This is a genomic window from Paenibacillus sp. 01T443, from assembly GCF_056398325.1.
Genome location: NZ_JBFTPE010000012.1, coordinates 86,665 through 108,455, shown reverse-complemented (window position 1 = coordinate 108,455; position 21,791 = coordinate 86,665). Strand labels below are relative to the sequence as shown.

Genomic DNA, 21,791 nt, shown 5'->3' with positions numbered 1-21,791 from the left:
ACCGAAATCGGGCGCTTCCTAAGGAGCGCCCGATTTCTCATGGATAGATGGCAAATACGAATACAATTCGTGAGGTGAACAGAATGAATGTTCCACATACCGTAATCAGCTTGACCGATTTCGGGGGCAGGCCGGATTCGGGGGAAGACGCAGCTTCAGCGATGCGCAGGGCAATCGAGGAAACGGCCAGAATCGCCGGTCCGGTTGTTTTGACATGCGAGCGGGGACGGTACGATTTTTATCCGGAGCACGCGACAAAGGCAAAATACTATATTTCCAATACGGCCAGCGAAGATGAGATCCCTAATGTGACGAAGACGATCGGAATTCTACTACAAGGAATGCGGAACGTGACCCTCGACGGTAACGGATCGTTGTTTGTCTTCCACGGAAAACAGACGATGATCGTTGTCGACGGCTGCGAGAAGGTGAGCATCCGCAACCTTCGTTTGGATTTCGAGCAGCCAACGGTTGCGGAGATGACTGTTACGGGAATAGGAGATGGCTTTCTTGAAGCAGCTGTCCATAGGGACAGCCGCTACGTGGCGGAGAACGGAACCTTGACGTGGGTGGGGGAAGGGTGGCGATTTCGGGACGGACCGATGCAGGAGTACGATCCGCTGTCCAATACGACTTGGCGGATCGACAACGCCCTGGCCGCAGCAGCCCGCGTCGAAGAGTTGGGCCCTGGAAGGCTGAGGCTGTTCTATGATGCCGGTCTCAAGCCATCGACGGCCATCGGGCGCGTCTTTCAAGCAAGGGACGGCATCCGGGATCAGGTCGGAGCGCTTGTCATCAATAGCCGCAAGGTCGAATGGAGCGACATGGGCGTACATTTCATGCATGGCCTGGGTCTCGTATGCCAATTCAGTGAGGATGTGTCCTTCGAACGCATGGAGCTGGCTCCTCGTCCGGAGACCGGCCGCACAGTGGCGGCTTTTGCGGATTGCATCCATGTGTCAGGCTGCCGCGGGCTTATCCGGGTCGCGGACAGCCGGTTTGCTGGTGCTCACGACGATGTTATTAACGTGCATGGTACCTATTTGCGTGTAGCGGGACAGCCTTTGGCGGACGAGGTGCTTCTTCGGTTTATGCATCCGCAAAGCTACGGGTTTCCTGCGTTTTTTCCAGGGGATTGCATCGAATTTGTTCGTTCCGGCTCACTTGTCTCCTATGCGGATGCCGTCGTTATCGAGGCATCGATGGTCGAACCGCGCGTCATGCGGATTAAGCTGGACAGGAACGTGCCGGAGGAATTGCGCGGCGACGATGTCGTAGAGAATGTCACATGGACGCCTGAGGTGGAGATTGTAAATAACCGGATGGCCCGCATTCCGACCCGAGGTGTACTGGTGACGACACGCAGAAGAGCGCTAATCGAGGGCAATCGGTTCGAGCGGATGGCCATGAGCGCGGTAATGGTTGCAGGCGACGCCAGAAGCTGGTATGAGTCCGGAAAAGTGGATAACCTGACCATACGAGGCAATACGTTCATCGAGTGCGGAAACGTGGATAGCGCAGTTATCTCCATTTCTCCGGAGAATACGGAACCTGCAGAAAAAAGCTATGTTCATGCCCATATCGTTATCGAGGGCAACCGGTTCGAAATGCGGGACGCTCCCTTGCTGGAAGCAAGGAGCACGGAGCATTTGAAATTCGCGGATAACCTGATCGTTCTCCCTGGCAAGTTCCAGGAAGCTGGGGCGGCGATCCGGCTGACAGCCTGCGATGAAGTATCTGTAACCCGTAACCGATATATTAGCGGAAATTCAGAGTGATCGGTTTCATGCCGCAAAACCTCGTTCATCAAGCACCTGTTTGGCGTACGGAATCAAAAATACGACCCGGTCGCTATAGCGATCGGGTTTTTTTGATATATAAGAATTTATAAGTTTTCACTTATAAATGGGCTTATAAATCTCCGCGAAACGACAGCTTTTGCCACAGAGGACGGCGACAGCCGTTTACGCTTGAGCGTTTTCCGTTCCATTCGGTCAAAGGTACGCAGAAGCAGTGATTGCCCCCCTCAAACAGGAGCAAATGTACGTTAAAAGGCACAACTGTACCTATAAGAACCATGGGGATTTCCACTATTATCATTTTGTGGTAAGCGCTATCATTTAATCTTTCAAGTTGCTTAGAGAGGGAGGATAACGATGAACGCAATGAATAACAAAAAGGAGATGAAAAGTTTGGGCAGATGGATGAGGAAGACGCGAATATACTTATTGGCGATGATTGTATTTGCGGCTCAGCTGGGCGTAATCGCGCCGGGAGGCGAAGTAGCGAAGGCAGCCGACAACGGGCTGGGCGCAAAGCCGTACATGGGCTGGAGCAGCTACAGTATGCAGGTATACTCAGGAAATGGGCAGTGGATTACCGCGGAGCAAATCAAGGCGCAATCTGATGCGATGCATGAGAAGCTTCAGCCATACGGCTATGAATACATCAATGTTGATGCGGCCTGGAACGGGGGAATGGACGGATACGGCAGACCGATTCCAAGCACCACGCTGTACCCGGACGGCCTCCAGGATGTGATCGACCACGTCCATGCCAATGGGCAGAAGTTCGGACTATACGGCATACCGGGCCTGTCGCCGCAAGCGTATGAGGACGACCTTCCGATTTATGACGCTCCCGGCTGCTCGATGAGAGACATCGCTGCCCAGCCGTTACGGGACGGGGACTACTGGGGCCTCGGATATAAAATGGATTTCTCGAATCCATGCGCTCAAAAATATATCGATTCGATAGCCAATTTGTACGGAGAATGGGGAGTCGACTTTCTGAAATTCGACAGCGTGACACCGGGCTCCGGCATATCTGACCTTTCCCTTGATGCGCGCGATGACGTCAAAGCCTGGTCGGAGGCGCTTAAGCCGCATAATATTTGGCTGGAGCTTTCGTGGGCGCTGGACATCAAGTATATCGATTATTGGAAGAAATACGCCAATGGCTGGCGGGTGGATTGGGATGTCGAGTGCTACTGCGGAGACGGCGGCTTGACGGCCTGGCCGAGCATTGCCCGTCTGTTCCCGAAGGCTGAGCAATTTTGGCGCCATGCGGGCCCCGGCGGCTGGAACGATTTCGACTCGCTGAACGTCGGCAACGGGGCAATGGATGGCATTACGGAGGACGAACGCCGGACAGCCATGACGTTCTGGTCGATTTCGGCGGCGCAGCTCTACACCGGCAACGATATGACCAAACTGGACAGCTTCGGTATTGAGCTGCTCACGAACGAAGAGGTCATTGCAGTCAATCAAGCCGGCCGGCCGGCGCATCCGGTATCGATGGATACCGAGCAGCAGGTCTGGTATGCAAACAACGGGGACGGCAGCCTAACGGTCGGCTTGTTTAATCTCGGCAGCACCGCGGAAACCGTAACGGTAAATTGGAGTGATATCGGCCTGAACGGACCGGCAACCGTCCGCGACCTGTGGACGCACGAGGAATTGGGAGAGTTAGCCTCCGGCTATAGCTCGGAAGAATTGGCGCCTCATGCCTCAAGGCTCCTGAAGGTAACGGCTAAGGGCGGTACGCTCGCCGTCAATGATGACGATACCGGCATGAAATATACCGGCGATTGGACCAGAAACGGCGGCAGGGAAATGACGGCTGGCGCTCAGAACCTGATTATTGATGTAAGCAATTCAACGGCTGAGCCGAGCACGATTAATCCGGCAACGGCCGCTTTCGACAAGAAGGAGACGGAACAGGCCGATGTCGTCACTACGCTGACGCTAAACGGTAATACGCTCGTAGGCATTTCGAGCGGCGGATCAGCGCTGACGAAGGATACGGATTATACGGTGGATGGCAATCAGGTCACCGTCAAGAAAGAATATTTGGCTGCCAGACCGGTCGGCACCGCAAGCCTGACGTTTGCGTTCAGCGGAGGCGCGGCGCAAAATCTGGCCATGGCCATCACGGATTCGACGACGAGGGACAGCAAGGTGACCCCGACCACAGTAAGCTTTGACAAGAAGGATTCAGCCGGCAGCGATCTGGAGCTGACACTTGCACTGAATGGTAACGCGCTGAGCGGAATCGCGCATGAAGGCACTTCTCTAACTTCCGGCACCGATTATACGGCAACGGATCAAAAGATCGTCCTGAAGAAGTCATTTTTGGAGACATTACCGGCGGGAACGACCAAGCTCACGGTCTCGTTCAACACGGGAGCAGAGCAAGCCGTAAGCCTTGTGATCAGGGACACCTCCGTGGGAGCCTCCATCGCACTGAATAATGACCATGCCGCGATCCATTATGTCGGCGCTTGGAACCGAAGCTATAACCGCGGGCTCGGCGACTACCTGGATGACGTTCATTTCGCAGAGAAAAACGACAGCGACTATTTCGAATACACGTTTACGGGATCAGGCATCGAGCTGATTACGGAATTGGACCCTTCACAGGGCGAAATGGACATTTATGTGGACGGCGAATTCCAGCAAACCGTCAATACGTATAACTTGGGAAGAGCGGCCCAGCAGCCGGTATATCATATTGCAGGCCTTGAGTACGGCGAGCATACGCTTAAGGCGGTGAAAAAATCCGGCATTTTCATGCTCCTGGACATGCTGAGAGTCAACTTGCCTGACTTGATCGGCGAAACCGAAGCGAATTTCAATAAAGCTGACGGACAGCAGACTGACGTAACGATCGAGGTAACCGCGGAGGGAAGCGGTTTCGTGCTGAGCGGCATAAAGAACGGCGCAGCGGCGCTTGCCGCCGGAACGGACTACTCGGTGGCGGACGATGTGGTAACGATCAAGAAGGAATATTTGGCAGCGCAGCAGATTGGGACGACTAGTCTCGTCTTCGCCTTTAACGGCGGCGCGGAGCAGAAGCTAGCCATTAGAGTGCAGGATTCCTCGGCCGCGAACAGCACGATTAATCCTGCCGCAGGCAGCTTTGACAGAAAGACGGACGCACAGTCGGATCTTGCCACGACGATGCAGCTTGCGGGCAATACGTTAGTCGGCATCCTGAACGGAGAGACGGCGCTTGCTTCCGGAGCGGACTATACGGTGGCAGGAAATGAAGTCTTGATCAAAAAGGAGTATCTCGCCGCCCAGCCGGTAGGCATAACGTCCTTGACATTCCGGTTTAGCAATGGGGAAGCGCAAACGCTGTTGATTGCAGTCAGTGATACAACGGCGCAGAACAGCAAGCTTAGCAATGCAGGGGCAAGTTTTGACAAAAATGCGGCAGTCCAAGCCGACGTAACCGTCGGAGTGACCTTGAATGGAAACAGCCTGAGCGCGGTGTCAAACGGAGGAGCGACGCTAACGGAGGGCGATGATTATACCCTGTCCGGCACCCAGTTGACGATTAAACGCTCTTACCTCGCGGAACAGCCGACAGGCATGGCCAATCTGGTCTTTTCCTTCAGCGCGGGAGCCGATCAACAATTGGCAATCGCCGTGATCGACACGTCAAGAGGCCGTTATGTATCCGTCAATAACGATGATAGTGAAATCACCTACATCGGAGCATGGCAGCACGGGCGAAACCGGGGAATCGGCGACTTCAAAGACGATGTCCAATACACGGAAAAGAATAACGACTATTTTGAATATACGTTCAATGGAACGGGCATTGAGCTCATTACGGAGAAGGATTCCTCGCAGGGCGATATGGATATATATGTGGATGGAGAGTTCAAGCAGACGGTCAGCGCGCATAATGAAGGCAGGCTAGTTCAGCAAACCGTCTATGCTATAAACGGTCTCTCTTCCGGCACGCATACGATTAAGGCCGTGAAGAAATCCGGCTATTACATGCTGCTCGACCGATTGAAAATCAAGGCGGCAGACCGCCTGGGACCGGATAGCGCAAGCTTCGATAAAGGCAGCGCATCTCCGGCCGACGTTACGACGACTTTGGCCGTCGACGGCAGCAATCTACAGGGAATCGCAAACGGTTCAACCTCGTTAATCGAAGGCACGGATTATGTGATATCGGGCGATCAGGTTGCGATCAAGAAGGAATACCTCGCGGCGCAGCTGGAAGGAACGCTCGCCCTGTCCTTCTCCTTTAAGGGGGATTGGCACAACGACGTGCATTATACCGAGACTGACGGAGATGAAGTGGAATATACGTTTACAGGGGCCGGGGCTGAATTGATTATGCCGAAAGGCCCGACGCAGGGAGACGTGGATATTTATGTAGACGGCGATTTCAAAGAAACGGTTAGCGCTTATCACGCGAGCAGGCTGACGCAGCAAACGGTATCCGGCATTTCCGGTCTATCAGATGGCGTCCATACGATTAAAGCGGTTAAAAAATCAGGCGCTGAAATGATCGTGGACGGTTTGCAGCTCAGCAAAGCGGCTCCGGTGGCTACACCAACACCAACATCGCCACCGACAGTGCCGACGCCAACACCAACGCCGGTGGTTACGCCTTCACCGTCGTCCACGCCGGAGCAGTCTGCTCCTTACATTAAAGGCTATGATGACGGAACCTTCAGACCGGACAACAAGATGACCCGCGCCGAAATGGCGTCCATTTTGTCGAGAATATCGGAGGTAGAAGCGATTCAGCCGGATAAGGCTTACAGCGATGTATCTTCGACGCATTGGGCTAAGGATGCGATCTCATCCGTGACCCGCATGGGCTTGATGGGCGGCTATGATGACGGCACATTCGGAGTGGATAAACCGATTACCCGCGCCGAAATGGCTAAACTCATCTCCATGCTGGCCGGAGATCTTGAAAAGAGTGGTACGGGGTTCTCCGATATATCCGGCCATTGGGCTGAAGGGTATATTTTGAAAACGCAGGGAGCGGGAATCATAAACGGTTATAGTGACGGAACGTTCAGACCGAATCAAGTGCTAACGAGGGCGGAAGCCGTCACAATGATCAACAGGGCGCTGGGCAAAGACCCGGCAAGCGGAGAAGGACCTTCGCCTTGGAAGGACGTTCCGAGCACGCATTGGGCATATAACGACATTGTGGGTGCTTCCGCTGATCAAGCTTAGCAAAAGCTTCCATCGATTCTGCTTACGTTTATCAATGCGGGGGTTTTAGGCGTTCAGCGAGAGCAGTCCATAGCCGCTGATCATCTGGCGAACGATAAAAAGGTGCATCGCCTCTAATATGAGGACGTAATTCCAGAAAGGGAGCCTCGGACGGGGCTCCCTTTTTATCTAGCCTCACAATCGCACAATCTAGGCAGCCTGCGCTGCATAGGGGCTTACTCTCTGGCTTGGGGCTGCAGCCGGTAATGCTTGGGGCTGACACCGTAGAAGGAGCTGAAATGCCGAGTGAAGGGATGGATAGAGGGATATCCGAGTCTTTCGGCAATAGCGGTTACGCTAAGCTCGCTTTCCTGCAGCAGGTGGGAGGCGCGACGCATGAGCAGCTTATGGTGATAGGCTTTTGGCGTGAGTCCGGTTTCGCGTAAAAACAAAGCATGGAAATAGGTTCGTTTTAAGCCGCAGTATTTCCACCAGGTCTCAACCGACTCGCGCTGCTCAGGCTGGGCATTCAAATGAGCGAGCAAGCGAACGATCCGGTAATCCGTTGGCTGATGCGTATGAACCGTGTTGTACCAATTGAGAAACCAGGCATAAAGAAGACTATTTATCATTTCGGTTCGATAATATTTCGTATCATTAAATAGCTTAGCAAGCATTAAAAAGGAATCATATAGCTCGGGATATGGCTGCAGGGAAAACACGCGGGGCAAGCTATCGAGTTCCTCACATGGAAAGGATGAGGCTACGGTGCTCAGCTCAAACGCCTCTGGTGCAGAGATGAAGGTTCGATTGATGGAGACGGGGTTATGCCGGTCCCACAGATCGAAATAAAGATTATACGAGGACAGCGGATGCTTGGGCGAAATGTGAAAGGCATGTGGCTCAGCCGGCCTTAGAAAAATAAGCGTCCGATTATCAATCGGATACCGCTTGCCATTAACCTCCATTTCACCCGGTCCATCGGTAAAGAGGTGAATGGCGTAAACGCTGCAGACGCGCAGTTTTTCATTTGAGCTGCCGTCGTACAGGTAATACATAGAGTCACCGACATGGGGGGTAATCTCGTTTAGCTGTTTCAAGAGAGCTCCTCTTTCCTGCACCGATCTGCATAAAGTTAGCGGATTATTTGTCAAATCGATGGATCGTTAATCAAATACGAATCCCTATATAGATGATACAATAACTGCATTATTAACGATAGAGCTGATGAATGGTATACGGATAAATAAACAACATTATTAAAGGTGGCAAGCTTGGTGGAAGTCTGCAAAAGGAGGAATGTGCTTGCGGTTTAAAGATAAGGTTGTTCTCATCACCGGCGGCGGCTCCGGGATCGGCGAGGTAAGCGCGCGATTGTTCGCTGCGGAGGGCGCGCGCGTTGTGATTGCGGATTGGAACCAAGCGGAGGGGCAGCGTGCTGCCGACGAGCTGATTAAAAATGACGCTTTTATGAAAGGGCTTCCAAATGCGATTGCGATTCAGGCTGATGTTTCCCGGGAGGAAGCCGTGGCGGAGCTGATAGCCAAAACGATAACGTCCTTCGGACAGTTGGATGTGCTATTTAATAATGCAGCGGTCATTTGCCCGAAGCCGCTTGAGGAAATCGACGAGCGTTCCTTCGATCAGCTGTTTGCCGTAAATGTGAAGGGCGTCTATCTCATGATCAAGCACGCGATACCTCATTTGCGGCAAGCGAAGGGCGCAATTGTCAATATGGCTTCGCTTAACGGCCTTGTGGGTCAAAAGCAAAATCCGATCTATTCCGCTTCAAAGGGGGCCGTCATTGCGATGACCAAATCACTGGCGCTGGACTTTGCGGTTGATGGAATAAGAGTCAACTGCGTTTGCCCGGCAGGCGTGATGACGCCTCTATTAGAACAATGGACGAGAGAGCAGGCGAATCCTGCCGAAGCGGTTCAATCGCTCCAAGCGATGCATCCGCTTGGCCGTCCGGCAAGCCCGGAGGAGGTTGCGCACGCGGTATTGTATCTGGCATCCGAGCAGGCTGCTTTCATTACGGGAATCGCCCTGCCTGTCGAGGGCGGCGCATCGCTCGGTTATTAAACGAAATCAAGGGAGAGCTATCGATGAAAATTACAAAAGTAGAAACGTTTGTGCTCCATGTGCCGATTGATCCGCCAATTACCGACGCGATAAACGTTGCGACGCATTGGGGATTGTCAGGCGTCCGTATTTTTACAGACGAGGGTTATGTCGGATACGGCTACACGGGAACCTGTGCGCATGGCGATGATATGATCGTCGATACGATTGACCGATATTACGCACCGGAGCTGATCGGCAAGGACCCTTTTATGGTAAAGGAAATTTGGGATGATCTGCGGTACGGCAAGATGCACTGGATCGGCCGGGCAGGCATTACGCATATGGCGCTTGCCGCGGTAGATATTGCGCTGTGGGACATTATGGCGAAGGCCTCCAATAAACCGTTATGGCAATATCTTGGCGGACATAAGTCCAAGGGAATCAAAGCATACAACACGAACGGCGGCTGGTTGAACTGGTCGATGGAGCGCCTGCTGAAGGATGTAACGGAAATTGTCGAGCAGGGCTTTACGGGCGTCAAAATCAAGGTCGGCAAACCCAATCCGCACGAGGACTACGAGCGGGTAAAGGCGGTACGCAAAGCGATCGGCGACCAAACCATCTTCATGATTGACGTGAACCAGCAATGGAACATCAATACAGCCATGACTTGGGGCAAGAAGCTGGAGGAGTTTGATCTGTTCTGGCTGGAGGAGCCGCTTAATCCCGATGACATTCTTGGACATAAGAAGCTGGCTGATGCGCTGAACGTTCCGATTGCGCTTGGCGAGCATGTGTATTCGAAATATGCTTTCCGCGATTACATCCATCAAGGCGCAATCGAGTATTGTCAGGTTGACGTTACGCGGGTAGCAGGCATCACGGAATGGCTTCAGGTCGCTGGACTTGCTGCCTCGTACGACATTCCGATTTGTCCGCATGTCGGCGATATGGGCCAAATTCATCAGCATTTGGTAGCGGCAACGCCTGGGGCGATCATGCTGGAATACATCCCATGGATTAGATCGATTTTCGTTGAGCCGGCTACGGTCATTAACGGACAGTACGTGCTGCCGGAGCTGCCGGGAGCATCCACTGAAATTATTCCGCGCTATTTCGATGAATATCGCGTCAGATAGCGAGTGAGGGGGCATTGCGATGAGGCTGCAAGGCAAGATTGCACTCCTGACGGGAGCTGGCTCGGGAATCGGGAGAACGACGGCAGAGCTGTTCGCGAGAGAAGGCGCGACCGTAGTCGTCAACGACATTGATGAAGCGAAGGGGCAGGAAACGGTACGGGCTATTCAGGAAGGCGGGGGGAACGCATTGTTTCTTCATGCTGACGTAACGGACTCGGAATCGGTTCGCGCCATGGTAGAGAAGGCGGTTCAAGCTTACGCGGGAATCGATATTTTGTTCAACAACGCCGGGATCAGCGGAGTAGGGGCAATCCACGAGATTGAGCCGGAGGCTTGGGACCGCGTGGTGCAGGTTAACCTGCGCGGGGTGTTTCTGCCCTCGAAGTATGTGCTCCCTTATATGATGGAGCGAAGGTCGGGCAATATCATTAACATGTCCTCCTGCATAGCGGAGATCGGCTTAGCTCGCCGTGCCTCTTACTCGGCTACGAAAGGCGCCGTGCTGGCGCTGACCAAGTCCATGCAGGTAGATTACGCCAAATATAATATTCGAGTTAACGCGATTTTGCCGGGAACGATCATGACGCCGTTTGTTGAGCAATATTTGCAAAGCTCATATGAAGACCCGGAAGCAGCCATTGCAGCCATTAAGACGAGGCAGCTAAGCGGGAATCTGGGAAGACCCGAGGATGTGGCGAACGGGGTGCTTTTCTTGGCCTCCGACGAATCCTCCTTTATGATGGGTTCCCCGCTTTATATAGACGGCGGCGTCGTATTTGGCAAGGATGCCTGACGAATAAAAAAACGAGAGGATGGTTTGACATTATGAAGCTGGTAAACATAGAGCAGGACGGGCAGTTTAGACTCGGAGTAAAGCTGGACGGCGGTGTCCTTGATATTCAATCGGCGCTGGAGCGGCTTCCGGACCCAAACGTAAAGACGGATGTGATGGCTGTTATTGCAGGCGGCGCTGAGAGCATGGATACGCTGGCAGCCTATGTAGAGCATATTCTGCAATCCGCTGAACATGCCGAAGGCTTGCTTCTGCAGGAGGAGGACATCCGCTTTGGGCCGTGCGTGACGAGACCGAACAAAATCATTTGTGTCGGCTTGAATTACAGGCAGCATGCCATCGAGACGAATGCGCCTATTCCGCAATATCCGATTTTGTTCAATAAGTTTAACAACACGCTTACGGGTCACCACAAGGATATTGCCCTGCCGGAGCGAGTTACCTCGCAGGTCGATTATGAAGCGGAGCTTGTCATTGTCATTGGCAAGACGGCTAAATACGTAAGCAAGGATGAGGCGCTTCAGCATGTTTTCGGTTATTGCAGCGTCAATGATCTGTCGGCGCGGGATCTCCAAATGCGTACCCCGCAATGGCTGCTCGGCAAAAGCTGTGATGATTTCAGCCCGCTTGGGCCATATCTCGTCACGGCAGACGAAGTTCCGAACCCGAATGACTTGGAGATCAAATGCGTCGTGAACGGAGAAGTCCGTCAGCATTCGAATACATCCGATATGATCTTTCCTTGCGATGAGGTAGTCAGCTATATTTCGCAGCATATGACGCTTGTTCCTGGCGATATCATTCTGACGGGGACGCCGGAGGGCGTCGTGCTCGGCTACCCGGAGGAGCAGCGGGTTTACCTGAAGGACGGCGACGTGGTAACGATTGAGATCGAGCGCTTAGGAAGCCTGACCAACCGCCTCGTAAGCGAAACGTATTCTAATTAATAGCGAAAGGATGGGAACAGAATGAAGCAAGCGAAGCTGTGGTATTCAGGGCCTGGAGCGGGCTGGAAGCAAGGACTGCCGATCGGAAACGGGAGGATAGGCGCCGTTATCCATGGGGGAATCGAGCAAGAAATTTGGAGCATGACGGAATTGACCTATTGGTCGGGCAAAGCGGAGCGCATTCCGGGCAGCGGCGGAGGAAAAGCCGAGCTGGAACGGATGAGAGAGGCATTTTTTAAAGGAGATTATAACGAGGGAGATCGGCTTGCCAAGCAGGGGCTGCAGCCTAAAAAGCAGAACTTCGGCACAAACCTAACCGTATGCGATGTGATCCTGCGCTTTGATCAGCAAGGAGAAAGCTTGAAGCGTGAGCTTTGCTTGGAAAAGGCGCTCGCGCAGGTTACCTATACCTGCTCGGACTATACGGTTACTCGGGAGACGTTCGCTACGCATGCCGATGGCATCGTCGTATCGCGCATCGGGAGCGAACGGGCAGGAGCGGTATCTTTCTCGCTAAGCATGCAAGGACGCACAGGCGACTTTGCCGCGGAGACCAAGGATAGCTCTACGATCGCGTTTAACGGCCAAGCGACGGAAGACGTGCACAGTGACGGGAAATGCGGTGTGTTTTGCAGGGGCGAGGTTAAGGTTGTTGTTCAAGGCGGCAGCGTTCATGGCAGGGGTAATGAGATCGTCGTAACGAATGCGGATGAAGCCATTATTTATTTTGCCATCCATACCGATTATGGCAAAACCGATGATCGGTGGACGAAGGAAAGCGAGGCGCAGATTGCGGCGGCCATTGCCAAAGGCTACGCGCGTCTCAAAGAGGATCACATTGCGGATTACCAGGCCTTGTACGCGCGGGTATCCGTGGATTTAGGCGATACCGAAAGCGCCGAGCTTCCGACAGACGAGCGGATGCGGCTGTTTCAAAAAGGGCAGCATGATGATCTGGATTTGGTCGCTTTGTTTTTCCAATACGGCCGCTATTTGACGATTGCCGGCTCGCGCGAGGATTCGCCGCTGCCGCTGCATCTGCAGGGTGTATGGAACGACGGTGAAGCGAACCGCATGGCTTGGAGCTGTGATTACCACCTGGACATCAATACGCAGATGAACTACTATCCGACCGAAATAAGCAATCTAGCAGAATGTCATGTTCCTTTAATGAATTATATTGAACGCTTGTCGGCTGCGGGCAGGCAGGCGGCGGAGGATTTCTACGGCTGCGAGGGCTGGGTGGCGCATGTCTTCTCTAACGCATGGGGCTTCTCGGCACCAGGCTGGGAAACCGGCTGGGGACTTAACGTAACGGGCGGGCTCTGGATCGCTATGCATCTCAAGGAGCATTATGAATACGGGCGGGACCAGACGTTTTTGACGGAGCAGGCTTATCCGGTTATGAAGGAAGCGGCTGCCTTTTTCCTTGATTATATGACGGTGCATCCAAGCAGCGGCTGGCTGGTTACGGGGCCTTCCAACTCGCCCGAGAACAGCTTCTATCCGAGCAACCGCGCGGACGGAGCGCAGCAGCTGTCGATGGGCTCGACGATGGATCAGGTGCTGGTACGAGATCTATTCACCTTTTGCCTAGAGGCGGCTGAGCTGCTGAATACGGATGCCGAGCTTCAGGAAAGGCTTAAGCGAGCGATAGCCTTATTGCCTCCGCTGCAGATTGGCAAAAAGGGGCAGCTGCAGGAATGGCTTGAGGATTATGAGGAGGCGCAGCCGGAGCATCGCCATCTTGCGCATTTGTTCGCTTTATATCCAGGCAATCAAATTACGCCGCTGAAAACGCCCGAGCTGAGCGCTGCCGCAAGGCAAACGCTGCTCGGCAGAATGCAGACCGATGAGCTGGAGGATATCGAATTTACGGCCGTGCTGTTTGCCACAGGCTTCTCGCGTTTGTTTGAGGGTGACCGTGCGCTGAGGCATATCACTCATTTAATTGGGGAGCTGTGCTTCGATAATATGCTGACGTACTCGAAGGCCGGCGTTGCTGGTGCGGAGACGAATATTTTCGTAATAGACGGCAATTATGGCGGTACGGCAGCTGTTGCGGATATTCTCCTCCAAAGCCATGCCGGCGAGATTCATCTGCTGCCTGCGCTGCCGGGCGCATGGTCTGAGGGCTCGTTTAAGGGACTGCGGGCAAAAGGAAATATGGAAGTGGATGCAGCCTGGGCAAACGGCGAGCTGACGGAAGCGGTCATTCATGCGTTCTCGGCGGGGAATACGCTCGTGCGTTTCGGTGATCGGACAGTGCCAATCACGCTGGTACCCGGTCAATCTTATCGATTTGATAAAGACCTGCAAATCATAGAACGACAAGAGGCGGTTCATTAGCCAGTGAGATAAGCGATGAAGACAACTACGCGCTTCTAATAGTAGTTGTCTTTTCGCGTCATTAGGTTATTATGAATGAGCGAACCTTTTTTTGCTGTGCAACGTTCTTCTTGTTTCAATTATGTAAGCGCTATTATTTAGAGGAGGTGGGTTGGCTGTGCCAAAGTACTCAACGATATTCCGTAAATTTCTTATTTCCTATTTGATAATTTTGATCATTCCAAGCATAGCGGGCTATGTTTCCTATCGAACTTCAATCGCGGTAACGCAATCCATCTCTATCGAGAATAGCGTTACGCAGCTTCAGCGAAGCCAGGAAATTTTGGAGAGAAGGATGGTCGAGGTCGAGGGCTTCACCAGGCAGCTCGCCTTGAACCCGGATTTAAATAAATTAATGAACGAGAAGAAAATCGGCGATGAGGTTAACGTATACGGCATTTGGAGCATGGTGAAGCAGGTCACGCCTTTTAGCCAAACGAATGATTTTTTGCAAAATTACTTTATCTACTTAAATAATTACGATGTCATTTTCACGCAGGGCTCAGCGTATTTCCGACCGGAGCATTATTATCAAAACTTCCGGTACACCGATCTTACGCTGGAGGAATGGAAGGCTGAGGTACTGKATAAAACGCATCGCAGCGAAATTATGCCGCTCAGCTCCTTTATGAGCAATTTAAAGAAAACCTCAGTCATTACTTATATGCAGTCGCTTCCGCTCGACAGCTTCAGCGGCTCATCGCCGGCTACCGTGGTTGTCATCATTGATGAGAAAAATATTTCGAATTTACTAGCCGGTTTGGAAGACCGCTACGGCGGCTGGGCTCATATCAGCGATGCGCAGGGGAACACGGTGGGGCTGCGGGGTATAAGCGAGGCAGATGCGAAGAGTCTGTCGTCGGACGCCAAGCTTGTACAGGATAAGACCAGCCAATTTTATAATGACGATCTCGTCATCACGATTCATTCCGAAAAGAACGGCTGGACCTATAGAGCGGGAGTCCCGCGGCAAGTGCTGATGGAAAACGCGAATCAAATCAAGCATATTACTTGGCTTGTGACCGGCATAGCTTTGCTGCTCGGCTTGCTGGCGGGCTTACTGCTTTCTTACCGAAACAGCGCACCGATCAATCGGCTGCTTGGCGTGATGAAGGAGCATTTCGGCAAAGAAGGCATAGCGGAACGAAACGAGTATGACTTTTTGCAAGGCAATATATCCAATATGATAACAAGCAATCGGCAGCTGGAGAATGAATTAAAGCGCCAGCTTCCTTTAGTAAGAGACGGCTTCTTGAAACGATTGATTGCGGGTGAATTTCAAACCTCGGAAGAGATTTCGGCAGCCGCGGCGCAAGCGGGCATGAGCCTTGCTTCGAGCGAAGGATATGTCGGTATTTTGCAAATTAACGGCTATTCGGGGATGGACAGCGTTGAAATCCTTAATGAGCTTTACGCGGCTAGGCTCATCTTGAAGCAAGCCTTATCCGAGCTGGTCAGCGAGCTGCCCGTGACGGATCTGGGCTCGGATCGAATCGTAATGATTTGGACGACACTGGACGAGGATTCTGGCAGCAGCGGATTGAAACAACGAATGACCCATACGCTGGAGATGCTGTCCCATATCGCGTACACCGATTACAAAATTTCAATTACAGCTGCTTTCGGAGAGGCTTTCCAGGCCGTGATTGAAGCGAGCCATTCTTATGAGCAGGCGAAGCAAACGCTGGAGTATGCCGATTTCACGAGCAAGCAAAGCATTCTATGGTTTAGCGATTCCAGGCTTGAAACGGCAACCTATTACTATCCGCTCGATATTGAACAGCGCTTGATCAGCACGATTCGCGCAGGCGATCCGGATGAGGCGAAGCGGATGGTGCTGTCCGTTATGGAGAAAAACACGGAAAACCATCAGCTTTCTCCAGAGATGAAGCAGCAGTTGGTAGGAGAGCTGAAGGGTACGCTGCTGAAGCTGCTGGATCAAAAGGCGTTTATGGAATTAAGCCTGCAGCATACGCTGAAAAATCAAATCATCGCCATTCAGCCCTCCAATGCGCTGGGCGTCATTCAGGATGAAATGATTGAAATTGTAAATTCGTTATGCAGTGTGATCAACAGCAAAAAAAATCATGCCCATATTCAAACGGTAGAGGAAATCAAGCGGTTTATCGCAGAAGCCTACGGCGATTCCGAGCTGACCTTATACCGGATCGCGGAGAAGGTGGAGCGTCCGGAAAAATATATATCGCAATTGTTCAAGGAGGTTACGGATTTCAACGTATCTGATTACCTCGAGATGATTCGGATCGAGCATGCATCCCTTTTGCTGCGGACGGAAGCGTGTACGGTCGATGAGATTGCGGCGCGCGTCGGCTATAACAGCTCACATTCGTTCCGCAGAGCTTTTAAACGGGTGATGGGCATTGCTCCAAGCTCCTATAGACAATCAATTAATATCTAAGCGTTCAGCCGCGCGGCATCTAAGGAGTGAATGATGATGAAAAGAAGCCTGATAATCTTAATCGCGCTTCTATGTGCGGTTACCATGCTGCTGGCGGCATGCTCGCTGGGCGAGGGGGCAGCAGGAGAGGACACGGCTGCCCACCAGCCTGCGCCGGTTGAGATTAATGTGTTCGCTCAGCAGGAAACGGGCATTGATCTGAAAACGAATGATTTTACCAAATTAATCGAAAAGAAATTCAATGTGAAAATCAATTGGGAAAGCATCTCGCCGGACGGCTCCAAGGAGAAGCGGCAAATTTCGCTCGCCGGCGGAGACTATCCGGATGCCTATATTTTAACCGCCTATATTGACCAGTTCTCGCAATCGGATTTGTTGAAGTATGGGAAGGAAGGCGTAATCCTGCCGCTAAACCCGTTAATTGAGCAATATGCACCGAATATCAAAGCGGCGATGGCGAAGGATTTGACTTTAAAAGCATTCAATACGGCGCCTGACGGCAATATATATGGTCTTGCCGCATACAGCCAATGCTTCCACTGCTCCTATCCGAACAAAATGTGGGTGAATACCAAATGGCTCTCGAAGCTCGGACTGGAGCTGCCCAAAACGACGGCTGAATTCAAAGCGATGTTGGAGGCGTTCAAAAAATCCGATCCTAACGGCAACGGCATACCGGACGAGGTGCCGTTAAGCGGATCGATCGAGGATTTTGGCGTCCGCATTATTCCGTATCTCATGAACGGATTTATTTATGATGATGACCGCAATTATTTGGCCATGAACAACGGGAAAGTGGATATGGTAGCGAATAAGCCGCAGTGGAAGGAAGGCCTTGCCTACATTAAAACATTGTACGATGAAGGCTTGATTGATCCAGGAGCGTTCATCCAAAATGCAGAAGCGTTAAAAAGAATCGGTGATAACGCGAATGAACCTATTCTGGGCGCCGCAGCGGGCATGCATCCCGCTATTTTCGTTGGCGAGCGGATGAAGGATTACGCGCCGATTCCGCCGCTTACCGGTCCTTATGCGGCAAACGCTACTTTTGAAGGGAGCGGCATACAGCCGGGGGCGAAATTCGTTATTACCAATAAAGCAAGCAAGGAAGCGCAAATCGCTTTAATCCGAATCATCGATTATATTTATACGCCGGAGGGTCAAACGATCGCGCAATCCGGCCTTGAGGGGGTTGGCTGGAGAAGGCCGACAGCAGGCGAGGCGGCGCTCGGCGAAGGTGTGGAGCCGAAGTTTGCAAGCCTAATCCCGATAAATAATGCGGAGCCTACCAATTCCGGCTGGAGCGGGATGGCGCATTTTTATATGCCGAGAGAATACCGCGACAGCTGGGTGGCAAGCAAGGATATTTATGCGCTCGACGGCTACGAGCGCAGGCTTATTGAAGCGACACAGCTTTATGAGGGTCATGAGCCAGCTGAAATGTTTCCAATCTGGACAATTTGGCTCGATCCGGAAGAAGCGGACGATGTAGGAATATTGCATACGAACCTGACCAACTATATTGATCAAAGCGCGCTTCAGTTCATAACCGGGGATTTGAATTTAGATAAGGATTGGGACAGTTACGTGAATGGCTTAGAGAATATGCAGGCCCAGCGATATATTGAAATGATGCAAAAAGCATATGATCAATCGGGAAAAATAAATAAAATGTGGTAGTGCTGTATTGGGAAGAGGCAAGGCAGGCATGGAGGCGCTTAGGGGGATATTTTAGCAGCAACGGTTGAGCAGCCGAATGGGCCCTCCTGAATGTAGGAGGGCTTTTTTTCTTGCGAGTAAGCTGAAATTGATTACAAGTCGAAAAGGGGATTTACGATGAGCAATTTCGAAGAGCAAACGGACGATTATGTTAAGCTTCGCCGAGGCTTGCCCAACCTGAATAAAAAGCTGGCCGGCAAAGAGCCTATTGTCGTCGCTTTTCTAGGGGGCTCCATCACGGAGGGCTATGGCGCCTCAGTGCCAGATGAGACCAGCTGGCGGGCGTTGACTGAGCATTTATTGAAGGAACGGTTTTCCGCTGCGGGGGTGACATGCATAAATGCAGGAGTTGGCGGGACGAATTCGACGTTTGGTGCTTTTCGCTTAAAAGAGCATGTGTTGCATCAGGGTGGGATTGATTTGTTATTTGTGGAATTCAGTGTTAATGACGGCGGGGATCGCGATGAATCCATTCGGGGAATGGAGGGCATCGTGCGGCAGTGCAGGCGGCTGTCGCCCCATGCAGATATCTGTTTGGTGTACACAGCGGCGGAAAAGAATTTGTCAGCAGAAACGCCTTTTAACATAGCTGTTCATGAGGAGGTTGCCTCACGCTACGATCTTCCTTCCGTTAACCTCGCTGCCCGTATCTATGCGCGGATAGAGGCAGGGCAGGCATGCTGGGAGGAGCTTGCTCCTGACCTCGTCCATCCGAATGATGCGGGCTATGCGCTTTACGCTCAGGATGTAAGGGAGTTTTTGAATACGGCTCTCACGGGTGATGTTCAATCTATCGGGTTGCCATCGAGCTTGGCTCTTCCTTCGCCTCTAGATGATAGAAACTATGAGCACGGTGCCATGTTGAATGTTCGAGAGGTAGCGGCTTCACATGTTGGCTTCACGCTCAAGGAGATGGTGTCAGAGCCGCTTATGAACTGGCGATACGATACCGAGCATCTTTACACGGACAGTGAGCTGGCCTTGCTGTCGTTTATCGCAAGCGGAGAGAGCGCGGGGCTTTTGATATTTTGCGGGCCGGATAGCGGCATATTTGAGTATTCATTAGACGGAATAATATTTCATCAGGTGAATTTATTTGACGAATGGTGCTTGGGAGCATTTCGGCCAGTCATTGCTATGTTTCCTCTCCGGGGGGATGATCGGGATGATCAAATAAGCCATATTACAATAAGGAATACGGGGCTGAAGGATGAACGCAGCTCGGGGACAACACTTCGTATATTGAAGCTGCTTAGCGGCTGATCAATAGAGAATAAAGACGAATACCTTAGGAAACCCTGGGTATTCGTCTTTATGCTGCCTTTTAGCGTAAATATTTGTCCTTAGAACTGGATTACAACCATCTGATGACATGACCATGAGGGAACGCTATAGCTCACCGTACCTTGCTCCTGAGTGAAAGGGAGGGCGGTATTTTGCGGTGCTAAATAAACCTCGCGGACAGGCTCTGAAACCGAGATGGAGACCTTCGTATCCGAAAGGCAAGGCAGATCTTCGATGACCTCCACATTTTGCCCTCTCCGAACCGGCGAAGCGTACAGCAGATGATTAATGAAACGGTTTGATCCAGGCTGGGCCTGCAGCGTTGTAATGCCCTGCGCCGGCAGGCTTGAGCGAAGCGATTTATTGGCAATCAGCCGATCCAGCGCATAACAAATGATCTCTTTGACAGGAAGGCTGCCCTTAACCGCGTAATCCTCAAACATATTCCAGGAAATATAAATGCCGTCAGGTCCTTCCGTCATGCCGGGACCCGCATCCTGCATATCGGACGGCGTATGCTGATGCGAGCAGAACGTAAACAGCTCCCGATTGAAATATGCATTTTCCCGGCTGCCAAGAGCAGTGCCGCTCGGCGTCAGTGCAACCTCCTGTCCCTCGGCATAAAGGACGAAGGAAGCATTTTGGAGGGAGGGCAGCTCAAATGCGGGTTTGAAATAGGAAGGCTTAAAGGCGGAGACCCCTTGCCATTTCGCGCCTAAATCCAATTCAAACCGGGTCCCGTCAAGCGATAGTCCTGAACGTCCGGTTGCCAGCACTTTGCCGCCCTGCGCGAGAAAGGCTGTCAGCTTTTCCTTGATTTGACCGGTTATGACGATAGCGTCGGGTAACAGAATAACCTTATATTTTGCCATGTCAGCTTGAACATCAATGACATCAAAGAGATAATGCCCTTCCAGCAAGATTCTTGCTGCCCCGGTATCGGAATGCTTGTTGTGTTCGTCAATGGGGCTGCCCCCAGGCTGTGTGGATGCTGCTTCGACGGATAATAGAGCGATATCGGCAACGGATGCTGTATCCCGGCACCATTCCTCCTTCTCGGCAACTTCCTTGTAAGCCTCACCGATTAGAACATAGGTTGCGCGGTCCATTAAACCGGCAGGATGAAGCTGGTCGCCTATTGAGCAGCGTGCCCCATTGGCGAGGCTAAGCGCCGCTTCATACCGCAACGCATTCGGATGCTTATATCCCCCGAATTCTCCCCAAGACGTATGAAACTTGCCGGTCATGCCAAGGAAATTTATGCCCAAGGTCTGAGCGTAACGTGCCGAAAGCGGAAAATGGTCATAGCCCCATCCGCCCGTAGGCAGCGATTCAAGCTCCAAATGTGTATTCAATTGGACAAGATCACGACGGCCTCGATCAATGTGTCCGTTATTGTGAAAAACAGGCAAGCCGGGCTTGATGGAATGAACAGTCTCGTTCATTCTCGCAGCATAGTTGAAATACGTCTCTTCCCACATTTTTTTCATGTCGGCCGTATTGCGCGGATGGGAGCCTCGTATGCGAATATCGGCAATGCAATATTGGCAATAACACTCGCGAATGCCCACAATATCAAGGAAGATGCCATCGGCATCATAACGGGTTACTACCTCCTGCACCTGAAGAGCGAGTAAGTCTAAATAGGGTGAATTCATGCAAAATTGATGATAGCCAGGCGTCATGAAATCAGGTGCCCAGTTGGTCCTTTCGTTCTGGTCGCGGATCAGCCATTCGGGATGGCTGCGGGCAAGCTTCTCGTCTAGGCCAGCTGATAAATAAACCGGCGTTTTAACGCCGATCTCATGCGCCGCTTCGATTTGTTCCCCGAGCAAATCGAAGGATAAATGGGGATGGGTTTCATTCGCTTCGGAGGGGTGGTAAGCCCAGCCGTGATGGCATTTGGAGAACACGGTAATGGAATCTACATATCCAGTTCGGAGCATGTCTTGAAATTGCTGCTTGGAAAAAGCATTTCCTATGCCCTTGATCGCTTCTGAGGTATGGAAATCGAGATGAACCTGACGGAAATTCATGTCTTACGTCCCCCTATTAGTAGAA

At 52.0% G+C, this 21,791-nt stretch carries 12 protein-coding genes; 10 read left to right on the top strand and 2 right to left on the bottom strand.

The features are described 5' to 3' along the window. The first annotated feature begins 83 nt into the window (after nt 1-83). Together AC1DLI_RS22860 and AC1DLI_RS22855 are read left to right on the top strand one after the other, a co-directional pair. On the top strand, nt 84-1,778 hold the full coding sequence (locus tag AC1DLI_RS22860) for a right-handed parallel beta-helix repeat-containing protein (RefSeq protein ID WP_477606753.1): 1,695 nt from the start codon (nt 84-86) through the stop codon (nt 1,776-1,778). Nucleotides 1,779-2,156: 378 nt separating this feature from the next. Continuing rightward, entirely contained in the window at nt 2,157-6,995 is a 4,839-nt protein-coding gene (locus AC1DLI_RS22855) for a X2-like carbohydrate binding domain-containing protein (protein ID WP_477606751.1), read from the top strand. A 215-nt stretch (nt 6,996-7,210) separates the two neighbouring features. On the opposite strand, the gene AC1DLI_RS22850 is transcribed toward AC1DLI_RS22855, so the two are convergent. Further along, nucleotides 7,211-8,074, bottom strand: a complete 864-nt coding sequence (locus tag AC1DLI_RS22850) for an AraC family transcriptional regulator (protein WP_477606749.1) — start codon at nt 8,072-8,074, stop codon at nt 7,211-7,213. 205 nt (nt 8,075-8,279) lie between these two features. On the opposite strand from AC1DLI_RS22850, the gene AC1DLI_RS22845 reads away from it, so the two are divergent. From AC1DLI_RS22845 to AC1DLI_RS22810, 8 genes are all read left to right on the top strand, one after another. Then, nucleotides 8,280-9,059 (top strand): SDR family NAD(P)-dependent oxidoreductase, encoded by a 780-nt coding sequence (locus tag AC1DLI_RS22845; RefSeq protein WP_477606747.1) that lies wholly within the window; start codon nt 8,280-8,282, stop codon nt 9,057-9,059. A gap of 23 nt (nt 9,060-9,082) precedes the next feature. Continuing rightward, entirely contained in the window at nt 9,083-10,180 is a 1,098-nt protein-coding gene (locus AC1DLI_RS22840) for a mandelate racemase/muconate lactonizing enzyme family protein (protein ID WP_477606745.1), read from the top strand. Between the two features lie 19 nt (nt 10,181-10,199). Next, complete coding sequence (locus AC1DLI_RS22835; protein WP_477606743.1) at nt 10,200-10,973, top strand: SDR family NAD(P)-dependent oxidoreductase; 774 nt, start codon at nt 10,200-10,202, stop codon at nt 10,971-10,973. A 32-nt stretch (nt 10,974-11,005) separates the two neighbouring features. Continuing rightward, complete coding sequence (locus AC1DLI_RS22830) at nt 11,006-11,920, top strand: fumarylacetoacetate hydrolase family protein (RefSeq protein WP_477606741.1); 915 nt, start codon at nt 11,006-11,008, stop codon at nt 11,918-11,920. A gap of 21 nt (nt 11,921-11,941) precedes the next feature. Beyond that, nucleotides 11,942-14,269, top strand: coding sequence for a glycoside hydrolase family 95 protein (locus AC1DLI_RS22825; protein WP_477606739.1), 2,328 nt, complete (start codon nt 11,942-11,944; stop codon nt 14,267-14,269). 157 nt (nt 14,270-14,426) lie between these two features. Then, the gene (locus AC1DLI_RS22820; protein ID WP_477606737.1) at nt 14,427-16,727 is read left to right on the top strand and encodes a helix-turn-helix domain-containing protein; all 2,301 of its coding nucleotides are present in this window, start codon (nt 14,427-14,429) and stop codon (nt 16,725-16,727) included. Between the two features lie 36 nt (nt 16,728-16,763). Then, a complete protein-coding gene (locus AC1DLI_RS22815) occupies nt 16,764-18,407 on the top strand; it encodes an extracellular solute-binding protein (protein ID WP_477606735.1) in 1,644 nt (547 codons plus the stop codon). 156 nt (nt 18,408-18,563) lie between these two features. Beyond that, complete coding sequence (locus AC1DLI_RS22810; protein WP_477606733.1) at nt 18,564-19,709, top strand: SGNH/GDSL hydrolase family protein; 1,146 nt, start codon at nt 18,564-18,566, stop codon at nt 19,707-19,709. A gap of 80 nt (nt 19,710-19,789) precedes the next feature. Here the strand turns inward: AC1DLI_RS22810 and AC1DLI_RS22805 are convergent, their stop codons facing one another. After that, nucleotides 19,790-21,766, bottom strand: coding sequence for a beta-galactosidase trimerization domain-containing protein (locus tag AC1DLI_RS22805; RefSeq protein WP_477606731.1), 1,977 nt, complete (start codon nt 21,764-21,766; stop codon nt 19,790-19,792). Between the last annotated feature and the right edge of the window lie 25 nt (nt 21,767-21,791).